Raw genomic sequence first — 18,157 nt, 5'->3', positions numbered from 1 at the left:
AGGTGCGAGAACCGTCGTTCCGTCGCGAGGCAGCGGCGAACGTGCCAGGACAAATCGCGTCAAGCGGTTACTCGCGTGGGCCGGTATCGCAGGGCGACCGCCCCCGACCGGAACTCATGGCGATCCACGAGCTCGAGCTGGATGCGCTCGCGCAGACCGGCGAGCAACGTCGGCCCGTGTCCGGCAAGGACCGGCTGCACAAGGAACACGTACTCGTCGATCAGTCCCAGATCTGCCAACGCCAGGGGGAGCGTCACGCCACCCACGAACAGGCCCTCGCCTGGCTCCTGCTTGAGCCGCTGAACCGCTTGCCCCAAGTCGCCTCGCACCAGCTCGGCATTCCAATCGACCCCGCTCAGCTTGCTCGACACGACGTACTTCTTCGTCCGGTCGATGGTCTCGGCGAACGGGATCTCCCACTCATCCATCCAGTCAGGCCATGTGCCCGTGGCCGGCTGCCGCCACGCCGACTCCATCATCTCGTAGGTCACCCGGCCGAATAGCAGGGCATCGGCTCGTTCCATCTCAGCGGTCCAGTAGCGCATCGACTCCTCGTCGGGGGCGAGCCCTGCCTCGTGATGGCAGCAGCCGTCGAGTGTGACGTTGATCGAGTATCGAAGTGGTCTCATCTCGGTGCTCTCCCTTGATGCGCGCAGCGCGTTTTCACCGGACCGTATTCAGACTACTGTCGGCGCCATTTCTCATCGGCGCCCGATCCCACCTACTCAACACCGTCGTGGTGCGAACCAGACCGCAGACCGAGCGCGCGACCGATTCGGCGATCTGCTCAAGCCGCAGTCAGCCGGCGGCTGTCCCAGAACGCGGCCGAAGCGGCTCCATCGCATCGCCGACCGCCGGCACGCTGGCTGGGGTGCGTCGCGGCTCTCCTTGTCTCTAACCACGCCACGTGGTCACCACCGCCGGGAGGTCGGTGGCCGTCAGCGGGCAGATCTCGTTAGCCACCCACAGATTGAGCGTTCGCGCGGCTTGAGCGTCATCTCCTGACTCGTGGTCAGGGTGGTCGTCGGGTCGTTCGACGATGCGCCCTTTGTCGGCGCCGGCGCCGGCGCGGACGAGGGCGACGAGGTGGGGTGCGTTGACGGCGCGCCAGCGGCGTTGGGCGGACTCGATGAGCTTGAAGGCCATGGCGATGCCGGCAGCGCGGGAGCCGGGTCCCATGGTGACCCGCTGACGGAGCCGGATCGTGGCGAAGGTGGACTCGATCGGGTTGGTGGTGCGCAGGTGGATCCAGTGCTCGGCCGGGTAGTCGTAGAACGCGAGCAGCACGTCGAGGTCGTCGGGGATCTTCGCGGCGGCCCTGGGCCACTTGGTTCCGTACGCGTCGGCGAACGTCCTGGCGGCGGCTTGGGCGTGGTCGCGGTCCCCGGAGTTCCAGATCTCGGCAAGCGCCGCCTTCGCGCCGGGCTGGGCGGACTTGGGCAGCGCGTTGAGCACGTTGGCGATCTTGTGGAACCAGCAGCGCTGTTCTCGGGTCTCGGGGAACACGCCGCGACGCGCTTGTCATTGACTCGCGGCTGGCGGACCGGCACCGCACCGGCCGCGGTGACCACCTCCCTGGGCTCGTGGTAGCCGTTGCGGACCACCAGCCGGTGACCGTTCTCGTCGACCTCGTCGACGAACTGATCGACATACGCGGTGACCTCAGCCTGCAACGCCGCCGCGAGCATCCGGCGCGCACCGTCCCGCACGATCTCGTCGAGCAGCGACGAACCCGCCGCTGGCCCGCCCGGCACGGCGGACTCAGACCCCGTCATGGACTAGCTTCAACCACGGTGACCGACAGGACGCATGCCAAAACAGAGCCACACCAAGACTTGCGGTGGGCAGCCCAGCCGATGAGAGAGCGACCCGCCGGTCACCTCGACCTAGCCTGGCCGGGCTGCGGTCGTAACACCAGTAGATAAGTAGCCGATGAGCGAAACTCGATCATGCCAGCAGCGAAGCGCTTGCTCCTCACGCGGCGTCATGCCACATAGTCGGTGGCGTGGAGGAGCACCTGACCGTGGGGCGTGTGGCGGAGTTGGCCGGCGTCAGCGTCCGCACACTGCATCACTATGACGCGATCGGCCTCCTGGAGCCGTCCACGCGGACCGCGGCTGGGCACCGGGCCTACTCCCCGGGCGATGTGGAGCGACTCCGGGAGGTGCTCGCCTACCGGCGGCTCGGCTTCGGATTGCGGGAGATTGCGGATCTGGTTGACGATTCGGCCACCGACGCGGTGGCGCACCTGTGCCGGCTGCGCGGTCTGCTGATGGACCAGCGCGACCGCGCTGCTGCCATGGTGACGGCCATAGACAGGGAACTGGAGGCACGAGCGATGGGAATCAGGACGACTCCGGAGGAGCAACTGAGGGTGTTCGGCGCGCAGTTGTACGACGTCATCGGATCCGCTTATCCAGCGACGTGGCGCACCGAGCCACGGATCGCCGCGCGCATCTGGGATGCGCTGGGGGACGCACGAACGGTGCTGAACGTCGGGGCTGGCACCGGCTCCTACGAACCACCCGATCGTGACGTCACGGCGGTGGAACCGTCGGCGGTCATGCGGGCACAGCGTCCCGTGGGCGCGGCGCCGTGCGTGGCCGCCGCTGCGGAGAGTCTGCCGTTCGAGGACCAGTCCTTTGACGCCGCGATGGCGGTCAGCACCGTTCATCACTGGCCGGATCCGGTCGCCGGGCTGAGTGAGATGCGGCGTGTGGCCCGCCGCGTGGTGGTGTTCACGTACGACGCCGATGACACCGGCTGGCGTCAGCGGTTCTGGCTCACCCGCGACTACTTACCTGAGTTCGCAGATCTCCTCGTCGGCTGGCCGTCCTTGGCCGACCTGACCCGCGCGATCGGAGGACGCGCGGAGCCGGTGCTCGTCCCGTGGGACTGCGCTGACGGCTTCTTCGAGGCATACTGGCGCCGGCCTGAGGCGTACCTGGACGAACATGTACGCCGCGCGGTTTCGGTATGGACCAGAGTCGGACCGCAGGCTGAGCAGCGGGCAGTCAGCGCACTCCGCGAGGACCTTTCCTCAGGCCGGTGGGCCGAGCGCAACCGCGACCTCGTCGCCCTCGAGGCGGCAGAGCTCGGTCTCCGCCTGCTCGTAGCCTGAACCACCGTGCGGCGGAAACGCCGCCAAAGAGCTGACCGCCGGGCTCGTTGGATTCTGCTGCTCGGACAGCTCCCCATCCGAGACGTACGGCAGCCCGGCCCTTCCTGCCGCGCGCGCAGCCCGTCGTTGAACCCCACCTGCGCGCACCCGAACGCCCTTGCCAGCGCTTCCTGCTGGCCCGGCGTCGGGTGGACGCGGTAGTTGTACCGAAGCTGCACGTCACTGGTGAACAGCCTCAGGGGCGTGTCCTCGCGGCGGACCCGGCAGAGCTTCCCGACCTGGTTCATCACTACTACCGGGCCAACAGACAGTGGTTCGCTTCGTACCTCGCCGGGTCCGTCGCCGGCGCATCCATGACTGTCCTACGTCAGAACATCGAGCAGGAGAATCAGGTGGCCTGCAACACGTCCGGGCCTTGACCGCCCTCCCGCGCGGGCCTTCGCCCCGCCCCGAAGGGCGGAGCACTGGCCCGCTTTCCGGTGGCCTGTCCAGCCCTGCCGGCCTGGTCAGTGCGTCGTCGCCCCGCCCGCGTCGAGGGTCACCGCGTTGGCGACGAGGAGGCAGGCGCTGACTACGTTGATCACCGTGATCTGCTCGTCCGGAACGCCGCGTCGATGGCGACGGTCGTAGTCGGTAAAGTGCCGCTGCTTGCGGGCCAAGACGACCTTCGATACACAATGGGCAGTGAGAAGGAGCGCGCCGGAACGACGATCAATGTGATCCGCCGACATCGATGGAGGCCCGTCCATGACGTTGACCCCGGCGGCTGGCGGCGGTTGCGGCGAGTCGTCGACCCCACCCCCGCCTATCCAGGCTCCGAGGCAGGTGAATTCTGACGTCGAGTGGGACAGCTTCGACCCCCAGGCGTACGTCCGGCACAACTACGCGGTTCTGCGTGCCGATGATCGTGAAATCCTCTGCCGTACCAGAGATTTTCTCGCCGGGGCGAAGCTCTCCGGCGCGCGCTGTGTCGACGTGGGGTCGGGGGCGAACCTCTACCCGGCGCTGTCGCTGCTGCCGTTTGCGCGCACGATCGACCTGTGTGACTGGTCGATGTCGAATGTGAGCTGGCTGCGTACGCAGATCGACAGCTACGACGAGCTCTGGGACCCGTACTGGCGGGTGTGCGCGGAGCACCCGGCGTACTCGGCGCTGACCGATCCGCGGGGCCGTCTGGCGCGGGTGGGCCGAGTGCTGAGGGCCAGTGTCTTCGACGTGCCGAGGCATGCCTGGGACGCCGGCACGATGTTCTTCGTAGCCTGCTCCATATCGGCCGACCGCGCGGAGTCCGAGCACGCGATCGGCCGGTTCCTCGCAGCGCTGCGGCCCGGCTCGCCCTTTGCCGTGGCGGTCATGCTCGGCTCCCGCGGCTACCGCGTCGGCCAGCGCTTGTTCCCGGCCGTGGCGCTGCAGCGCGCCGAGGTGGTGGCCAGCATCGCGGCCGGCGCGTACGACCTGGCCGTCCACGAGGTGCGGCTCACCCCGCCGCTGCGTGACGGGTACCTGAGCATGCTGCTGACCACCGGCCGTACCCGCGGATAGTGCTGATGCCTGATCATGGGAGGCGCCGGCGCCGTGAGGTCGGCGCGGCCTACCGGTACGGGCGTTCGCACCGCGCCCGATGGGTCGGGTTGCCGACACGCGGCCATCGAAGCTGTTCGAGTGGCACTCGACTGGCCCGCTACCATGTTGGTGCGCGTCATTGCGGATCACCGTAGATCATCCTGTGAACGGCAACACCAGCAGTTTCGAGTCGACGACTACAGCAGACGGCGGTGAATCGTGCGGATACAGCCACGCCAGGAGATTCTCGACATCTGGCGGGCCACGGTGCGTAGTTGCTGGCAGAACGGTGAATGGCACTGGGGTGGTCGAAGTGGCAGCAACTCGATCAGCGACGCGGAGCAACTGCTGACACTGCTGCTCCCGGCGGCCCGGGTCCCCGTGCTGTCGCTCGACGACCCGGATCGCGCCGACGAAGAGGTGATCGAGGCGCTCAGCCCGATCGGCGGCGCGATCGAGATTCCCCGCCGGCTGGTCAGCGTGATCACCGACTATTTCACGCGGTACACCGACGACACCGGCACTCCGATCTTCAGCGGCGGTAGCTACCTCGCCCCGCTGGAGGGCGGCTCGGAGCTCACCGACGAGCAACGCTCCCTGGACATCGTCGACTCGTTCGCGGTCTCCGTCACGCTTACCCTGGCGACGATCGGCTTCGTCAAGGTCTACCGTGGCGCCACGAAGCGTCGCGACCTGCTGGCGCAACTGGACGCCCTGGAGGCGATGGCCAGCGCGCGGCTGACCGCGGCCATGGTCGGCCTGCTCCGCAGCTTCAGTACCTTCGTCTTCACCTCCAGCGACGAGTACGGCGTCCGGCTGTGCGACATGATCAACCAGGACGAGTTGCCGCGCCGCGAAGTCGTGGCCGCGCTGCGCGAACAGCTGCGGGAGACCATGGCCAGCCTGCGCAGCGTGGTCATCGGGTCGGGCCGGGTGACCGAGGACCTGGACAACAGCGAGATGCTGTTCGAGTGCGGCTGGTCGTGGGGGATCATCGCCGGGGCCGAGGAGGTCCCGACCACCGAGCCGATCGGCCTGCAGCGGGAGGGCTCGGCGGAGAACGCTCCCTACCTCTACTTCACCGTCATCGCGATGGACGCCATCGAGGACCTGAACTCCGAACGCACCCGACTGCTCGGGTTGCTCAACGAGGAGCAGCAGCGGCTGTCTCGGGCGCTGCAGCTGCGCTGGGAGCTGACCCGGACCTACTGGGCGACGGTGGCGACCTTCGGCAACCGACGGCGGTGGCCCATCGAGGACATTCCCTGGCGGACGACCGACGGTGACCGGACCGACTACTACACCCTCCAGGCCACGTCGCTGGCGGTGAAGGGCCTGATCGCCGGCGGGCGCGGCGCCGACGAGGAACTCGGCCGGATCGCCTCGGTGCTGGTGGAGCTGGCGCAGCGGGCGCGGATCACCCGACGTGCCTCGCCCGACGAGCCGGCGCTGCTCCTGCACGCGCCAGGCAAGCGGGTGACCCTGAACGACGACACGTCGAAGCCGATCATGACGTGGAACGTGAACGAGTACTCCACGGTGCTGCTCCAGCGGGCGGCCACCGTCGCCGGTCTGCTGAGCAACGCCCGGCGGCGCAGCGAGCTGCTCGAGCTGGCGGACGAGGTGTGGGACCACCTGCTGCTGCGGCGTATCCCTGACGGCCAGCACCGAGGGCTGTGGGATCACGCCGGCGGTGCTTTCCCCGGGCTGGCGCCGAAGCCGGACGCACCCTCCTGGTACCTGACCGAGCGGGTGGTGGAGGCGCTGGTCAGCGCCGGTCAGCTGCTCTGGGACCGGCCGTTCCCGCGGGCCGGCCGGCTCGCCGCGTACGCGCAGGATCTCATCGACGAGGCCGAGTACCTGTTCGACCGGGAGCTGATGCGCGGCACGTTCGCCGGTGAGGCGATGCAGCGCAGCATGCGTAGCATCCGGGCCAGTCTGCGCCGGGCGCAGCTGCTGGTGGACGAACGCCCCGGCACGGCGGCCGCCCTGGCGAACACCCTGCTGCTGCTGCTCAACGACGTCGCCACCGGGCAGCAGAAGGCCAGCGAGGGGATCTGAATGCTGGTTTTCGTCACGTCGCACAAGGGCGGTACCGGGCGTTCGGTGACCGCGGCGAACATCGCCTACCGCAGCGCGTTGTCCGGCCGCCCCACCTGCTACCTGGACTACGATTTCGGCTCGCCGACGGCCGGCATCACGTTCCAGATCCCGCAGGCCGTCAACGGGGTGGAGGGCGCCGGACCCAACGGCGGCGGCCTGCACCGGTATCTGCGCGGGGAGATCCCGTCTCCGGAACAGTTGGACGTGTGGGGCACGTCGGAGCGGGCCAGCCTGCGGCAGCGGCCCATCGGGTCCGGTCCGCTGGTGCTCCTGCCCGGGCAGCGCAACGGCAGCGAGTTCGGTTTCACCAACGACATCGCCAAGCGCTGCGCCGAACTCTTCCTTCGGCTGGAGGAGGAGTTCGACCTGACCCTGGTGGACCTCAGCGCCGGCCGGTCGTACGCCAGCCAGATCGCGCTGGCGGCCACCGCCACCCCGACCCTGCGCAAGGTCACCGTTCGCTGGTTGGTCTTCCACCGGTGGACTCCCCAGCACGTCACCGCGGCTGCGGATCTGGCCTTCGAGGCAGGCGGGATCGTGGCCATGGGCAAGGAGTATGGTCACGAGCCGGAGCGGCTGCGGGAGTCGCTGCGGTTCGTCCGCACGGCGGTGATCGATTCACGCGGTCCCGAGGTCGGCTACCTCGACCTTGCGCAGCAGGCATTCCTGCGCAAGTGCGACGCGGAGCTGTCGGAGTTGGCCCGACGGCGGGGCGTCGGGCGCACCACGTTGTTCGGCGCGGTGCCGCTGGATCCTCTGTTGCAGTGGCGGGAGCAGCTCATCTCGGACCACGACGTGCAGAGCAAGATCGCGAACGTCAAGACCGTGGACGCTTTCGTGGATCTGACCGAGAAGCTCTTCGACGAGACGGCATGGGAGACCGTGTGATTGGCGTGGATGTCAGGTTCCAGGAGGCAGCTGCGGTGCGACGTACAGAGAGCGTGGCGTACTCGCATCTGTCCGTGGAGTTGGGGCACTTCTACGCGGAGGACTTCGGCGACGGATGCCAGGAGCTGCGGCGCAAGTTCGAGCGGATCGCGGACTGGTCGGCCGCGATCCCGGCCCTGGCCCGACGAGGCCTGCCCCCACACCGGCAACCGCGGATCAGCACCTGCTTCATGGTGGACGACTACTTCCACCGCTTCGGTACCCCCCGTGAGGTGATCCCGCAGGTGCAGAGCGCCGCGGCGGAGCACGGCCTGACGCTGGACTACGTGGCCCGGGAGTCCAGCTTCGCGCGGCACGACGGTGTCGAGCTGGCCCAGCTGGTGGTCGACACACTGGTGGTGGAACCGCCCCGGCACACCACCGGCAGTCGCCCCCCGCTGAGCGAGTCGGGCTGGCTGTCCAACGGTAAGCGGTCGCCCGGCCACGTCGACGCCCCGGCGATGACCCTGCCACGGCCGTGGTCCCCGCCGGTGCAGTCCGGCGATCCCCAGCACTCCATCTTCGTCGACATCGAGCTGTGGTCCGACGAACCGAACACCCGGGTGTGGGCCTGCGCGCTGCTCGCCTCGGTCTGGCAGCTGACCCGGCTGGGCGTGCTACGGCACCGGGGTGAGACGATCAGGCAGCCGTGCCGGCTGGTCGGGGAGCTGCCCACCGACTGGGACGAACTGCCCGCGATCGTCCAGCTGAACCCGCTCGCCGCGCCGTTCTGCGCGTACCGCACGCTGACCCTCATGGACACCCAGTACCTGCCCGTGGAGCTGGCCGTACGGACCATCCTCGGCCAGGTGGCGGTACCGTCGGCAGTCGCGCAGCAGGTCGCCAAGCGGGCCGGCGGCGAGGGCCTGCAGCTGCCGAGCGAGCTGGTCGACCGGTTGAGCTACGTGTTCATCGGCGAGTGAGCGTGGTCAGCGGCCGCACGGCTGTTTGACCGCCACCCGGTCGGCCAGGTCGCGCAGCAGCGCCATGTTGTTCACGCTGATCTGATCCCGGATCCAGTTGACCGACGACTTCCACTGCCGGCTGAACCCGGGTACCTGCTCCAGGCGGTCCCAGATCGGCCGCAGTCGCGGGTGGACCCGAGCGCCAGGCAGCCACAGGTGCAGCAGGTGCTCCAGCACCGGCCGCAGCCGCTCGATGTGCTCCTGCCCGGAGGCCGGTCGGGTGACCGCGGCCTCCACCAGGGAGGACAGCATGGTCAGCAGCCAATCGTGCAGCGCGAGATCTTCGCAGAGGCCGGCCACGGCGGCCGGCACGTCCTGCGGGCCGACCACGAGTTCGACCGTGCGCAGCGTGGGGGAGTCCACGGTGACCACCGCCGAGACGGCCCGGCCCGGCTGCTGGTCGACCTGCGCGGTCCAACGCAGCCGGGTGCGCGCCGCGCGCAGTGGCGGGTGTCGGTCCAGCAGGTCGGACATCTGCACGCCGTCGAGTACCCGGCCGGTGATCGCCTCCAGGTTCAGCACGTCCGCGTTGTTGCCGTGCAGGAAGCCTGCCGTCAGGTCCGCGGCGTCCAGCCTGCCGACCGTCTCAAGGACACCGGGGTTGGCCAGATAGTGCGACCATGGCTGGCGGCGATCGCCCGCGACGACCTGGATCACCGAGGAGGCCTGCACGAGTCGGCCACCGGTGATGATGGCCCGGGTGACCACCGCACCCACCCCGCGCAGTTGGCGCTTCCTGGCGCTCGGCAGCCAGCAGTCCACGCCGGTGCGGACGTCGGGCGACACCGCGTAGAGCGAAGGGCGCCGGGAGGTCAGCACGACCTCGCCCTCGACCAGGCCGAGCACCTCGGAGCTCTGCTCCTGGGTCAGCGCCGTGCTGTGCTGCAGCAGGCTGGTGTGCACCTCACCCACCGTGAGCATGGCTTCCTCCGCATTGCCGGCACCGGTCCGCGGGCGCCCCGCGGCGTGCGGTCCCATGGTGATTGACGTACGCCGCCGTGACCCGCACCGACACGGACCCGTCTGGGATTACCGAAACTCCTCGTGAGCACCGGATTCGGCTCGCCCGGACCCGTATCTGTCCTGCGGCCATCATAGGCCCACCCTTGGCGGGATTCCCATGTACGGCAGGGGGTTGCGGGTGTTTGCGGGTCAGAGGGATGTGAAGGCAGCTGATACTTTCAATGGTGCGGTCGCCAGCTACCCCTGGAGTTTGCCGTTCATGAAGGTCTACATTTCGGCCACCCAAAAGGACCTGCTGGAATATCGTGCTGCCGTGCACGTCGTGGCACGTCGTCTGGAGATCGAGGACGTGGCCATGGAGGCGTACGGCGCCGACGTCCGGCCACCGCTGGAACGCTGCCTGGCCGATGTGCGCCGGTGCGATCTCTACGTGGGGCTGTTCGCCTGGCGGTACGGTTTTCGGCCGCCCGGCCAGGACTCCTCCATCACCGAACTGGAATACCGTGAGGCACTCGCGGCCGGAAAGCCCTGCCTGATTTTTCTGCTCGCCGAGGACACACCCTGGCCGGTCGGCATGATCGACCGGGACGCCGACTGGCAGCAGATCGTCGCGCTGCGCCGGGAGCTCAAGGAGCGCCACCTCTGTGCGTTCTTCTCCGGCGTGGACGACCTCGCCGCCAAGGTGACCGTGGCACTGGCCGAGGTGCGCAGTGGCCGATCCCCGGCGCGCGAGCCCGCCGACCCGGACACCCACCTGCCGGAAGCCGTGCGCAGCCAGTACTACAAGCAGCTGGCGCTGAGATACCAGGCCGTTCCGCTGGACGCGGTCTCACCACGCCCCACCATCGGATATCTCACGGTCGGGTTACCGAAGATGTTCGTGGAGCCCCGCGTACACGAGGACACCCGGCCGGAGATGCCACTGGCCTGGTGGCGGTGGGCCAGCTCCACAGGCGACGATCACGCCAGCGGGCTGCCCGGGGTGGTCAACCCGGAGGAGGTGGAGCGGCTCTGGGAAGAGTACGCGGCCAAGGACGCGCTGGCCCTGTTCGACGTGGTGTGCGATCCGGGCCGGCGAGCGATCGTGCTGCTCGGCGACCCCGGCTCCGGCAAGTCGGCGGCCGCGCGGTACCTGGCGCTGGCGCTGGCCGGAGTCTGCGCCGAGCCCCGGCTGGCGGCGCTGGACCGGTACCTGCCCGTCCTGATCGAGCTGCGCTCCTACGCCGCGCACTGCGGGGACGGGCGGTGCGACGGCCTGCTGGACTACGTGGGGCACCGCCACCAGCAGGGACTGGCCGGAATCGACCAGGGCGTGCTGGAGGCGTACCTACGTCAGGGCGGCCAGGCGCTGTTCCTGTTCGACGGCCTGGACGAGGTGTTCGACCCCGCGCAGCGGGAGGAGGTGGCCGCGCAGATCGCCACGTTCGCCAGCGAGTACCCGGGGGTGCGGACGATGGTCACCTCGCGGGCGGCCGGATACCTGCGGCACACCTTCGCCAACGCCGGCTTCGACCACTTCACCCTGGAGGATCTCGACGACGAGCGAATCGTCCGGTTCCTCGGCAACTGGTACCGCTACGTGATGCCCACACCGACGGCGGAAGCGGACCGGCAACGGCGACAGATTCTTGACGTGGTGCGCAGGTCCCGAGCGATGCACGAGATCGCCGGCAACCCCCTGCTGCTGATGCTCATGGCGATCGTCGGCCGGGGCCACCCGCTGCCCCGCAACCGGCACCGGCTCTACGCGCACGTCACAGACGTCCTGATCTCCGAGTGGGACGTGACCAAACAGTTGCGGGAAAGCCACAGCGACGTGCCGCTGCTGGACCTGCAGGCGAAGCGCCGGTTGGTGCGCCACCTGGCGTATTGGATGCAGTTCCGGGAGTCCGGCCCGGCAGGAAACTACATTGAATCCGACGAACTGGCGCGCATCTTCCGGGACGACCTCGTCGCGTTCTACGGTTTCGAGAACGAGCGGGCGCTCGCCATGGCCTACTCGATGATCGACAAATTGCGTCAGCGAAGCTTCATCCTGGAACGGTACGGACTGCGACTTTTCGGGTTCGTGCACCGCACGTTCCTGGAGTTCTTCTGCGCAGAGGAGATCGTGGACAGGTTCGAGCACGATCCGGACGCCTGGGGCCTCGACCAACTGCGCGCGCTGTTCCGGGAGCACTGGGCCGACCCGTCCTGGCGGGAGGTGCTCCGGCTGGTCGCCGGCGCCCTGCCCGCCCAGACCGCCAACGACCTGGTCATCCTGCTCGCCACCGAGGCCAACCAACCCTGGCCGCCGCTGAACCTGACCGGCCCGCCATGGAACCTGGTGCTGGCCGCGCAGTGCGTGGCGGAGGCCCCGCAGCCCGCCGAGCTGGCCGGCGCGGGCGACGCGGTGCTGTGCCAGGTCGTGCGGCTGGTCGAACACGGCATTTCCGCCGACGACCCCAACCTCGTGGAGCTCACCGAGCAGGAGCTGCTGTCCTCGATCCGGGCGCTCGGACCGAGCTGGCCCGGCCGGGAAGCCTTCCTGCACTGGTACCGCCGTCGCGGGGTGCGGACCAGCTGGCGCTCCGGCTCCGCATTCGCCACCCGGATCGCCGCGGCGCTCTCCACCGCCGAGGAGCAGCTGGAGGAACTGCTGGTCCGGGAACTCGGGCAGGGCCGCGAACGACAGGCCCACCTCACCCTGGTCGCGGGGCTGGCCGAGACCGCCGGCCGGCTGGACACCACCACCAACCGCAGCCGCCGCCGATGCCGAGACCTCCTGCTCGCCCAGGCACAGGCCGAGGTCTCCACCGCGGTGCGGCAGGCCGCCGTACGGGCTCTGGTCGCGCACTTCGGCGCCGACCCCGACCACGTCGACGTGCTGCGCGACCTTGCCGACTCACCCGATCTCGCGGTGCGCGCGCTGGCCGTGCAGTCCCTCGGCGGCCGGACCGAGCTCTCCGAGGACGTCCGCCAGGTGCTGGCCAGGGCCACCGAAGACCCCGCCACCGCGGTGCGGCGGGCCGCCGCCGGAGTGCTCACCACGCGCTGCGCCGACCTGCCGGACGCCCCCGAGACACTGCAGCGACTGCTGGCCACCGACACCGACCCGGGCGTGGTGCAGTGCGCGCTGGAGGGCCTGCTGGCCCTGCCGGAGCACGCCGAGACCGCCCGCACCCGGGCGCTTCAGCGGGTGACCGGCGACTCCCCGGACGAGGTGCGGCGCTGCGTGGTGACCGAGCTGCTGCCGGGGCGGTCCGGCCCGGAGAGCATCGAACTGCTGCTGAAACTGGCCGGCTCGGACACCTCCGCGCGGCTCCGCGCGGTCGCCGTGCAGCGGCTGGCGCTCGTATCCGACCCGGAGGGGCGCTGCCGAGCCCGGCTGGTCGACCAGATCGAGCAGGACGAGGACGCCTCCGTGCGTGCCGCCGCCGTGACCGCGCTGATCGACCGGGACCGCGCCGACGACACCGGATGGACCGTGGTGGCGCACGCGGCTCGTGCCGACGAGGACGCGACGGTGCGCCTCGCCGCGGTGCGCGCACTGGCTGAGGCATACCCAGACCACCGCACCGGGGAACTGCTGCTGGAGAAGGCTCACCGCGACCCGACCGCGAGCGTCCGGCTCGCCGCGGTCGACCTGCTCACCGGCCGGCCGCTACTCGGGCACGCCACTCGTGCTCTGCTCATCAGCCGCGCTTCCCAGGAGCGGGACGCGATCGTCCGGTTGCGGGTCACCCTCCGCCTGACCCGCCTCGCCGACCCGCCCGACCCCGAGGTGCTGGAGTGCCTGGCCGAGCAGGTCAGCCGGGACCCCGACCCGAACGTGCTGCGCGCGGCCGCCCAGGCGCTCGCCCGTCACGGCGAGGCCGACGGCCTGATGGAGACGCTGTGCCGGCGGGCCCGCCGAGACAGCTACGTCGGCATCCGGCTGGCCGCCGTGCAGGCCCTCTGCGCGTACGGGAGCCCCGATGTGGTGACCGACGTGCTGTTGGAGTGCGTCGAATCGGACAGCGACCCTACCGTGTTCGACGCGGCGGTGTGCTGCCTGACCGAGCAGGGCTCGGCATCCATGGCGGTGACACTGCGGCTCCTGCGCCGCCTGGCAGACCAGGACCCGGCGATCCGCGCCCGCATCGCCGCCGCGCTCGGCGCGCACTTCGGAGCCGACCCGGAGGTCCGGGTACTGCTGGTGGGGCTGGTCCGCGACGACCCGGACCTCGAGGTGCGGCGCCGGGCCGTGGAACAGCTGGGAGCCACGCTGGCCGGCCGAGTGGGGGTACAGGAGCTGCTGCTACGGCTGGCTGACGACAATGACTGGGAGATCCGCCGGACCGCGCTGCTCGGGTTGACCCGCCACTACTCTCGGGACACCCGGACCCGGGTTGTGCTCGCGCGGCTTGCTCGCCAGGAGGACGACGCCACCGTACGGCGGCTGGCCGGGCAACTGCTGGCCGCGCTGCCCGACACCAAGCCCGACGACTTCCCGTGACCGGGCCCGACCGGACGCCCGGGCGGGCGGTGCCGTCGCCCGTGAAAAGGTCGAGCCGGGCGGGACACCAACCGTAGCCCCGCCCGCCGTCAGCAACACGCTCGCACCGACCGTGGCATCAGCGTGCGCATGTCCCGTACCCGCACGGGCGCCCAGCCCCGGCTGCGGAGACGGCCTCCGCGCGACATGCTCCCCGCCGCCGGCTCGCCCGAGCTGGCAGCGCGGAGGCGGGCACGCGCCGAGCACGGCCCTGATCGACCTCGTCAAATATCATCAGGGCCATGACAGACCCGGTCGCCGGCTCGCGCCGCCTGGTCGAATGGTGGCTTCGAGTCGTGTTCGGGGTCATCGGACTGGCCGCCTTCATTCTCGGCTACGTCGGCTTCGAGCGCCTGCTCCAGGCCCGGCCGGGCACCGCGCACGACCCGTACGACGTGCTCTACTACGACCTGCAACTCTTCGTCTTCGGCGCCGAACCGTTCCAGAGCGCCGGACCGTACCCGTGGCAGCTGCAGGTCGCCCGGTTCGCCGCCCCGCTGTTCACCCTCCTCGCGGTGGCCGAGGCCAGCCGGCTGCTGCTGGCCGCCGAGAGCCGCCGCCTGCGGGCCCGGCGGTCCCGTGGTCACGTCCTGGTCTGCGGCGACTCCCAGTTCGCCCACATGCTCGCCGACCGGCTCTTCGCCGACGGCGAGCGCGTGGTCGTGGTGCGCTCCGAGCCGTTCGGACCGCTGGAGTACCGCCTACGCCGGTATCTCGGCGTCATCGGCGACCCGGCCAGCCCCCAGGTGTTGCGCGGCGCCGGGCTGCCCCGCGCCCACACCATCTACGCCTGCAGCGAGGACGACGACCGCAACCACGCCATCGCCAACACCGCCAGCCGGCTCGTCCAGGACCGACGGCAACCACCTCGGGTCTACGTACTGGTCCACGACTCCGAGATGTGCCTGTCACTGCAGGCCCGACGACTCGGCGCCGCCGGATCCAGCCGGCTGCGGCTGGACTACTTCCACGTCGACGACGTCGCCGCCCGCGCACTGCACCGGCACCACCCGCTGCCACACGCGACCGGCCGACCCACCAAGGTCCTCATCGCCGGCACCGGCACCTTCCGCCGAGCCCTCCTGGTGGAAACCGCTCGGCACTGGCGGGCACGCCACGCCGACACCCTTCCCGGCCAGTTCGTGCCACCCCTGCGGGTGGACCTCGTGGCCCCGGACGCCGACACCGAACTCGCCGTCGCGGCGTCCCGCTACCCGTTCCTGACCACCGTCTGCCAGCTCACCGCGCACAACCTGGACCTCGACGGCCTCGTCGGGCTCGACCAGCTCGACCGCGGCCGCTACGACCGCATCTACGTCTGCGCACCGGACGAGACCAGCGGCCTGCAGTTCGTGCTGGACACGCCCGCCCTCTGGCAGAGCGCCGAGAGTTCCGTCTTCGTGCCGGTCTACCAGCAGGCAGCGCTCGCCGCCGCCTTCCACGGCGACTCCCGCCACGACCTGCTCGACGAGGTGCACGGCAAGCTCCGCCTCTATCCGGTGCTCACCCGCGCCTGCGATGCCCGGTTGATCGCCGAGGACCTCACCGAGCGGCTGGCCCGGCTGATCCACGAGCGGTACCTCCAGGCCCAGCAGAGCGCCGGGGTGCGCCCCGGCGACGCGCCGGCGATGGTGGACTGGTCGCGGCTGCCCGAGTCGCTGCGGCGGGCGAACCGGGCCCACGTCCAGGACATCGCCGCGAAGCTGTTGAATCTCGGGTGCGTCGTGGCGCCCCGGCGCGGCGGCACCCGCGACGCCTCCGCCGCCGGGCAGGTCATCGACGACCGGATCGAGGAACTCGCCCGCCTCGAGCACGAACGGTGGTGCCGGGAACGGCGGGGGGAGGGCTGGACGTACGGCGAGCCCCGCGACGACGCCCGGCGGCGGCATCCCGCCCTGCGGCCGTGGGACGAACTTCCCCCCGACGTTCAGGAGCAGAACCGTGAGGAGATCCGGGCGCTGCCCGACGTGCTCTCCGACAGCGGGTTCGAGCTGATCCGGCTGGCGCCCGCGGTGCCCGCGCAGCGGAGAGGACCGGGGGATGCCGACTGATCCCGCACCGGTGCGCGTCGGCATGACCGGGCACATCAACCTGACCCGCGACACCGAGCTGCTCGTCGCCGACGCGCTCCGCGTCGAGTTGCGCCGGATCAGCGACCGGCCGGTGCACGGCGTCACCTGCCTGGCGGCCGGTGCGGATCAGGTCTTCGTGCGCACGATTCTGGAGATGGGCGGCACGCACGAGGTGGTCCTCCCGGCCCGCGACTACCGGACCGCCGTGATCAGCCCGGAGAACCGGGCGACCTTCGACGAGCTGCTTGCCCGGGCGGCGGCGGTCGTCCACACCGGCCACGACCGCTCGAACACCGCCGCCTACGTGGCCGCCAACCGCGAACTGGTGCGACGGGTGCAGCGACTCGTGGCGGTGTGGGACGGCGAACCTGGCTGCCACGCGGCGTCGACGGACCGGACCGTCGACTGGGCGCGGCTCCACGGCGTCCCGACCACGATCCTCTGGCCCGTCGGTGCCCGCCGGATGGTCCTCGGGGACTGACGGGCCAGCAACGGCGGGCGGCTGCCTGCGACGGGAGCTGGATCCGTGGACGGGCCCGGACCCTGTGGTGTCACATCCTTCCCGGCGTGCTCGGGCCGCTGACCCGCCACGCGCTGCTGCGCATCCCGGGCATCGCGCTGGCCCTGGCGGCACTCGGCTTCCTCGGCCTCGGTCCGCAACCACCGACCCCGGACTGGGGCCTCGTGCTGTCCGAGGGCATGCCGTACGTGGAACGCGCCCCGTGGACGGCCTTCGGACCGTGCCTGTCGCTGGTCGCCCTGTCCGTGCTCACCGTCACGGCCTCGGCACTGCGGCGTTCCCGCTGAGAGACACCGCCCCACCAGGCTGTCAACAGATGGCGGGATGGACGCGGGTCATGGTGGACTGGTAGCCGCCACCGGGCCAGGCCCACGCTCCGGTGGCGCTGGTGCCCTCCGCGTCGAAGGTCCCGCGATACCTCGCCGGCGAGCCTGGCTCGCCGAACCAGATGGTCAGCTCGCGGTCGGCCACCTCGTAGACGTACTCCAGGATCTCTCCCGTGCTGCCGAAGAAGTGCGACTTCAGGGTGCCGCTCCCGGGGTCATACCCGATGTACTCGACACCGGACGTGGTGTGGTCGCCCTGGACAAGGTGGACGCGTTGAACCAGGAAGTGACCGCCCGGCATCCACTCGTAGGTGACGGTGCCATGGTGCCCGGGCCCGGAGACGTCCCAGGTGCCGACCAGTACGTCGAGGGTCTTCAGGGTCGGGTGGGGGGTGCTGGCGGACGGCGCGCCGCCGAGGATCTCGTCGGTCATGGCGGTGGTTCCTTTCACCGGTCGGGCGTTTGAACGGTTGGGGTGTCAACGGGTGGGGGCAGGGCGGCGCATCTGAGCGCGGCGGCTGACGGCGACGACCGCCGCGAGCAGCAGGAACGCGGCTGGCACCACGGGGTTGGCGCCGATCAGAACGTTGGTGACCACGGCCCCGGCCATCAGCCCGGTCAGGCCGAGGGCGGCCAGCGCGGCCAGCCGCGGAACCAGCAGACTGAGCGCGCCGGCCACCTCGCACACGCCGACCAGGTAGCGCAGCCACTGCCCCGCACCGATGTCGGTGAACAGGTCGACCATTCGCGCGTCGCCGATGAGCTTCAGCACCCCGCCCGAGACGAACTGCACGGCGAGGAACACCTGAACCACCCACCGGGCGATGGTTCCGGTGCGGCGCAGACCGGTCGGGCGGCTGGCGGAACGGGTGGCGACGCTTGTGATCATCGGGCTCTCCTCGTCGGGTCGTCGTTGTACCCGGGACGTCGGAGCCGGCCACCCGTCCTCTACACGCCGGTCGAGATTTTTCGAAGATCTTTTTCGCCGGCCACCTGGCGGAGGCGCCGGGAGGACGGTTGCGGCCGGCGGGGAACAAAGCCGGCGTCGTGGCCGCCGGCTGAACGTGTGGCGCGCGGAGGG

Annotated in this window: 14 protein-coding genes and 2 pseudogenes; 9 read left to right on the top strand and 7 right to left on the bottom strand. The window is 70.2% G+C overall.

Annotated features, from left to right (window positions below; translation table 11 throughout):
- Positions 1-59: 59 nt before the first annotated feature.
- Both ABZ793_RS23570 and ABZ793_RS23565 read right to left on the bottom strand, forming a co-directional pair.
- The gene (locus ABZ793_RS23570) at positions 60-629 is read right to left on the bottom strand and encodes a dihydrofolate reductase family protein (protein WP_357460843.1); all 570 of its coding nucleotides are present in this window, start codon (positions 627-629) and stop codon (positions 60-62) included.
- Between the two features lie 397 nt (positions 630-1,026).
- Positions 1,027-1,775: pseudogene (locus tag ABZ793_RS23565) on the bottom strand (transposase); the annotation flags it as partial.
- A 230-nt stretch (positions 1,776-2,005) separates the two neighbouring features.
- On the opposite strand from ABZ793_RS23565, the gene ABZ793_RS23560 reads away from it, so the two are divergent.
- Positions 2,006-3,121, top strand: a complete 1,116-nt coding sequence (locus tag ABZ793_RS23560; protein WP_357460840.1) for a MerR family transcriptional regulator — start codon at positions 2,006-2,008, stop codon at positions 3,119-3,121.
- Positions 3,122-3,234: 113 nt separating this feature from the next.
- On the opposite strand, the pseudogene ABZ793_RS23555 reads toward ABZ793_RS23560, so the two are convergent.
- Positions 3,235-3,408, bottom strand: a pseudogene (locus ABZ793_RS23555) (helix-turn-helix domain-containing protein); the annotation flags it as partial.
- A gap of 219 nt (positions 3,409-3,627) precedes the next feature.
- Entirely contained in the window at positions 3,628-3,780 is a 153-nt protein-coding gene (locus ABZ793_RS23550) for a hypothetical protein (RefSeq protein WP_357460837.1), read from the bottom strand.
- Positions 3,781-3,946: 166 nt separating this feature from the next.
- On the opposite strand from ABZ793_RS23550, the gene ABZ793_RS23545 reads away from it, so the two are divergent.
- The 4 genes from ABZ793_RS23545 to ABZ793_RS23530 all read left to right on the top strand — a co-directional run bounded on the left by ABZ793_RS23545 (position 3,947) and on the right by ABZ793_RS23530 (position 8,637).
- A complete protein-coding gene (locus tag ABZ793_RS23545) occupies positions 3,947-4,663 on the top strand; it encodes an SCO2525 family SAM-dependent methyltransferase (RefSeq protein WP_357460834.1) in 717 nt (238 codons plus the stop codon).
- A 240-nt stretch (positions 4,664-4,903) separates the two neighbouring features.
- On the top strand, positions 4,904-6,745 hold the full coding sequence (locus ABZ793_RS23540) for an SCO2524 family protein (protein ID WP_357460831.1): 1,842 nt from the start codon (positions 4,904-4,906) through the stop codon (positions 6,743-6,745).
- Positions 6,746-7,675 (top strand): SCO2523 family variant P-loop protein, encoded by a 930-nt coding sequence (locus tag ABZ793_RS23535; RefSeq protein ID WP_357460828.1) that lies wholly within the window; start codon positions 6,746-6,748, stop codon positions 7,673-7,675.
- The gene (locus ABZ793_RS23530; protein ID WP_357460825.1) at positions 7,660-8,637 is read left to right on the top strand and encodes an SCO2522 family protein; all 978 of its coding nucleotides are present in this window, start codon (positions 7,660-7,662) and stop codon (positions 8,635-8,637) included. Before ABZ793_RS23535 ends, ABZ793_RS23530 begins: the two co-directional genes overlap by 16 nt.
- A 6-nt stretch (positions 8,638-8,643) precedes the next feature.
- On the opposite strand, the gene ABZ793_RS23525 is transcribed toward ABZ793_RS23530, so the two are convergent.
- Positions 8,644-9,600, bottom strand: a complete 957-nt coding sequence (locus tag ABZ793_RS23525; RefSeq protein ID WP_357460823.1) for an SCO2521 family protein — start codon at positions 9,598-9,600, stop codon at positions 8,644-8,646.
- Between the two features lie 199 nt (positions 9,601-9,799).
- Here ABZ793_RS23525 and ABZ793_RS23520 point away from each other — a divergent pair, with 199 nt between their 5' ends.
- The 4 genes from ABZ793_RS23520 to ABZ793_RS23505 all read left to right on the top strand — a co-directional run bounded on the left by ABZ793_RS23520 (position 9,800) and on the right by ABZ793_RS23505 (position 17,037).
- Positions 9,800-14,119, top strand: a complete 4,320-nt coding sequence (locus ABZ793_RS23520) for a HEAT repeat domain-containing protein (protein ID WP_357460820.1) — start codon at positions 9,800-9,802, stop codon at positions 14,117-14,119.
- A gap of 281 nt (positions 14,120-14,400) precedes the next feature.
- Positions 14,401-16,209, top strand: coding sequence for a RyR domain-containing protein (locus tag ABZ793_RS23515; RefSeq protein WP_357460817.1), 1,809 nt, complete (start codon positions 14,401-14,403; stop codon positions 16,207-16,209).
- A complete protein-coding gene (locus ABZ793_RS23510; protein ID WP_357460814.1) occupies positions 16,199-16,711 on the top strand; it encodes a hypothetical protein in 513 nt (170 codons plus the stop codon). Before ABZ793_RS23515 ends, ABZ793_RS23510 begins: the two co-directional genes overlap by 11 nt.
- Positions 16,603-17,037: an ABC transporter permease subunit gene (locus tag ABZ793_RS23505; protein ID WP_357460941.1), complete on the top strand. Its 435-nt coding sequence runs from the start codon at positions 16,603-16,605 to the stop codon at positions 17,035-17,037. Before ABZ793_RS23510 ends, ABZ793_RS23505 begins: the two co-directional genes overlap by 109 nt.
- A 22-nt stretch (positions 17,038-17,059) precedes the next feature.
- Here the strand turns inward: ABZ793_RS23505 and ABZ793_RS23500 are convergent, their stop codons facing one another.
- Together ABZ793_RS23500 and ABZ793_RS23495 are read right to left on the bottom strand one after the other, a co-directional pair.
- Positions 17,060-17,509, bottom strand: coding sequence for a hypothetical protein (locus ABZ793_RS23500; protein ID WP_357460811.1), 450 nt, complete (start codon positions 17,507-17,509; stop codon positions 17,060-17,062).
- 45 nt (positions 17,510-17,554) lie between these two features.
- Positions 17,555-17,965 carry a DoxX family protein gene (locus ABZ793_RS23495; RefSeq protein ID WP_357460809.1) on the bottom strand — a complete coding sequence of 137 codons (411 nt, stop codon included), beginning with the start codon at positions 17,963-17,965 and terminating at the stop codon, positions 17,555-17,557.
- Positions 17,966-18,157: the final 192 nt, after the last annotated feature.

Origin of the sequence: Micromonospora sp. NPDC047465, from assembly GCF_040643125.1 — a bacterium.
Lineage (GTDB): Bacteria > Actinomycetota > Actinomycetes > Mycobacteriales > Micromonosporaceae > Micromonospora.
Note: the sequence above shows the minus strand (reverse complement) of the source record. Positions and strands in the feature narration are given on the sequence as shown.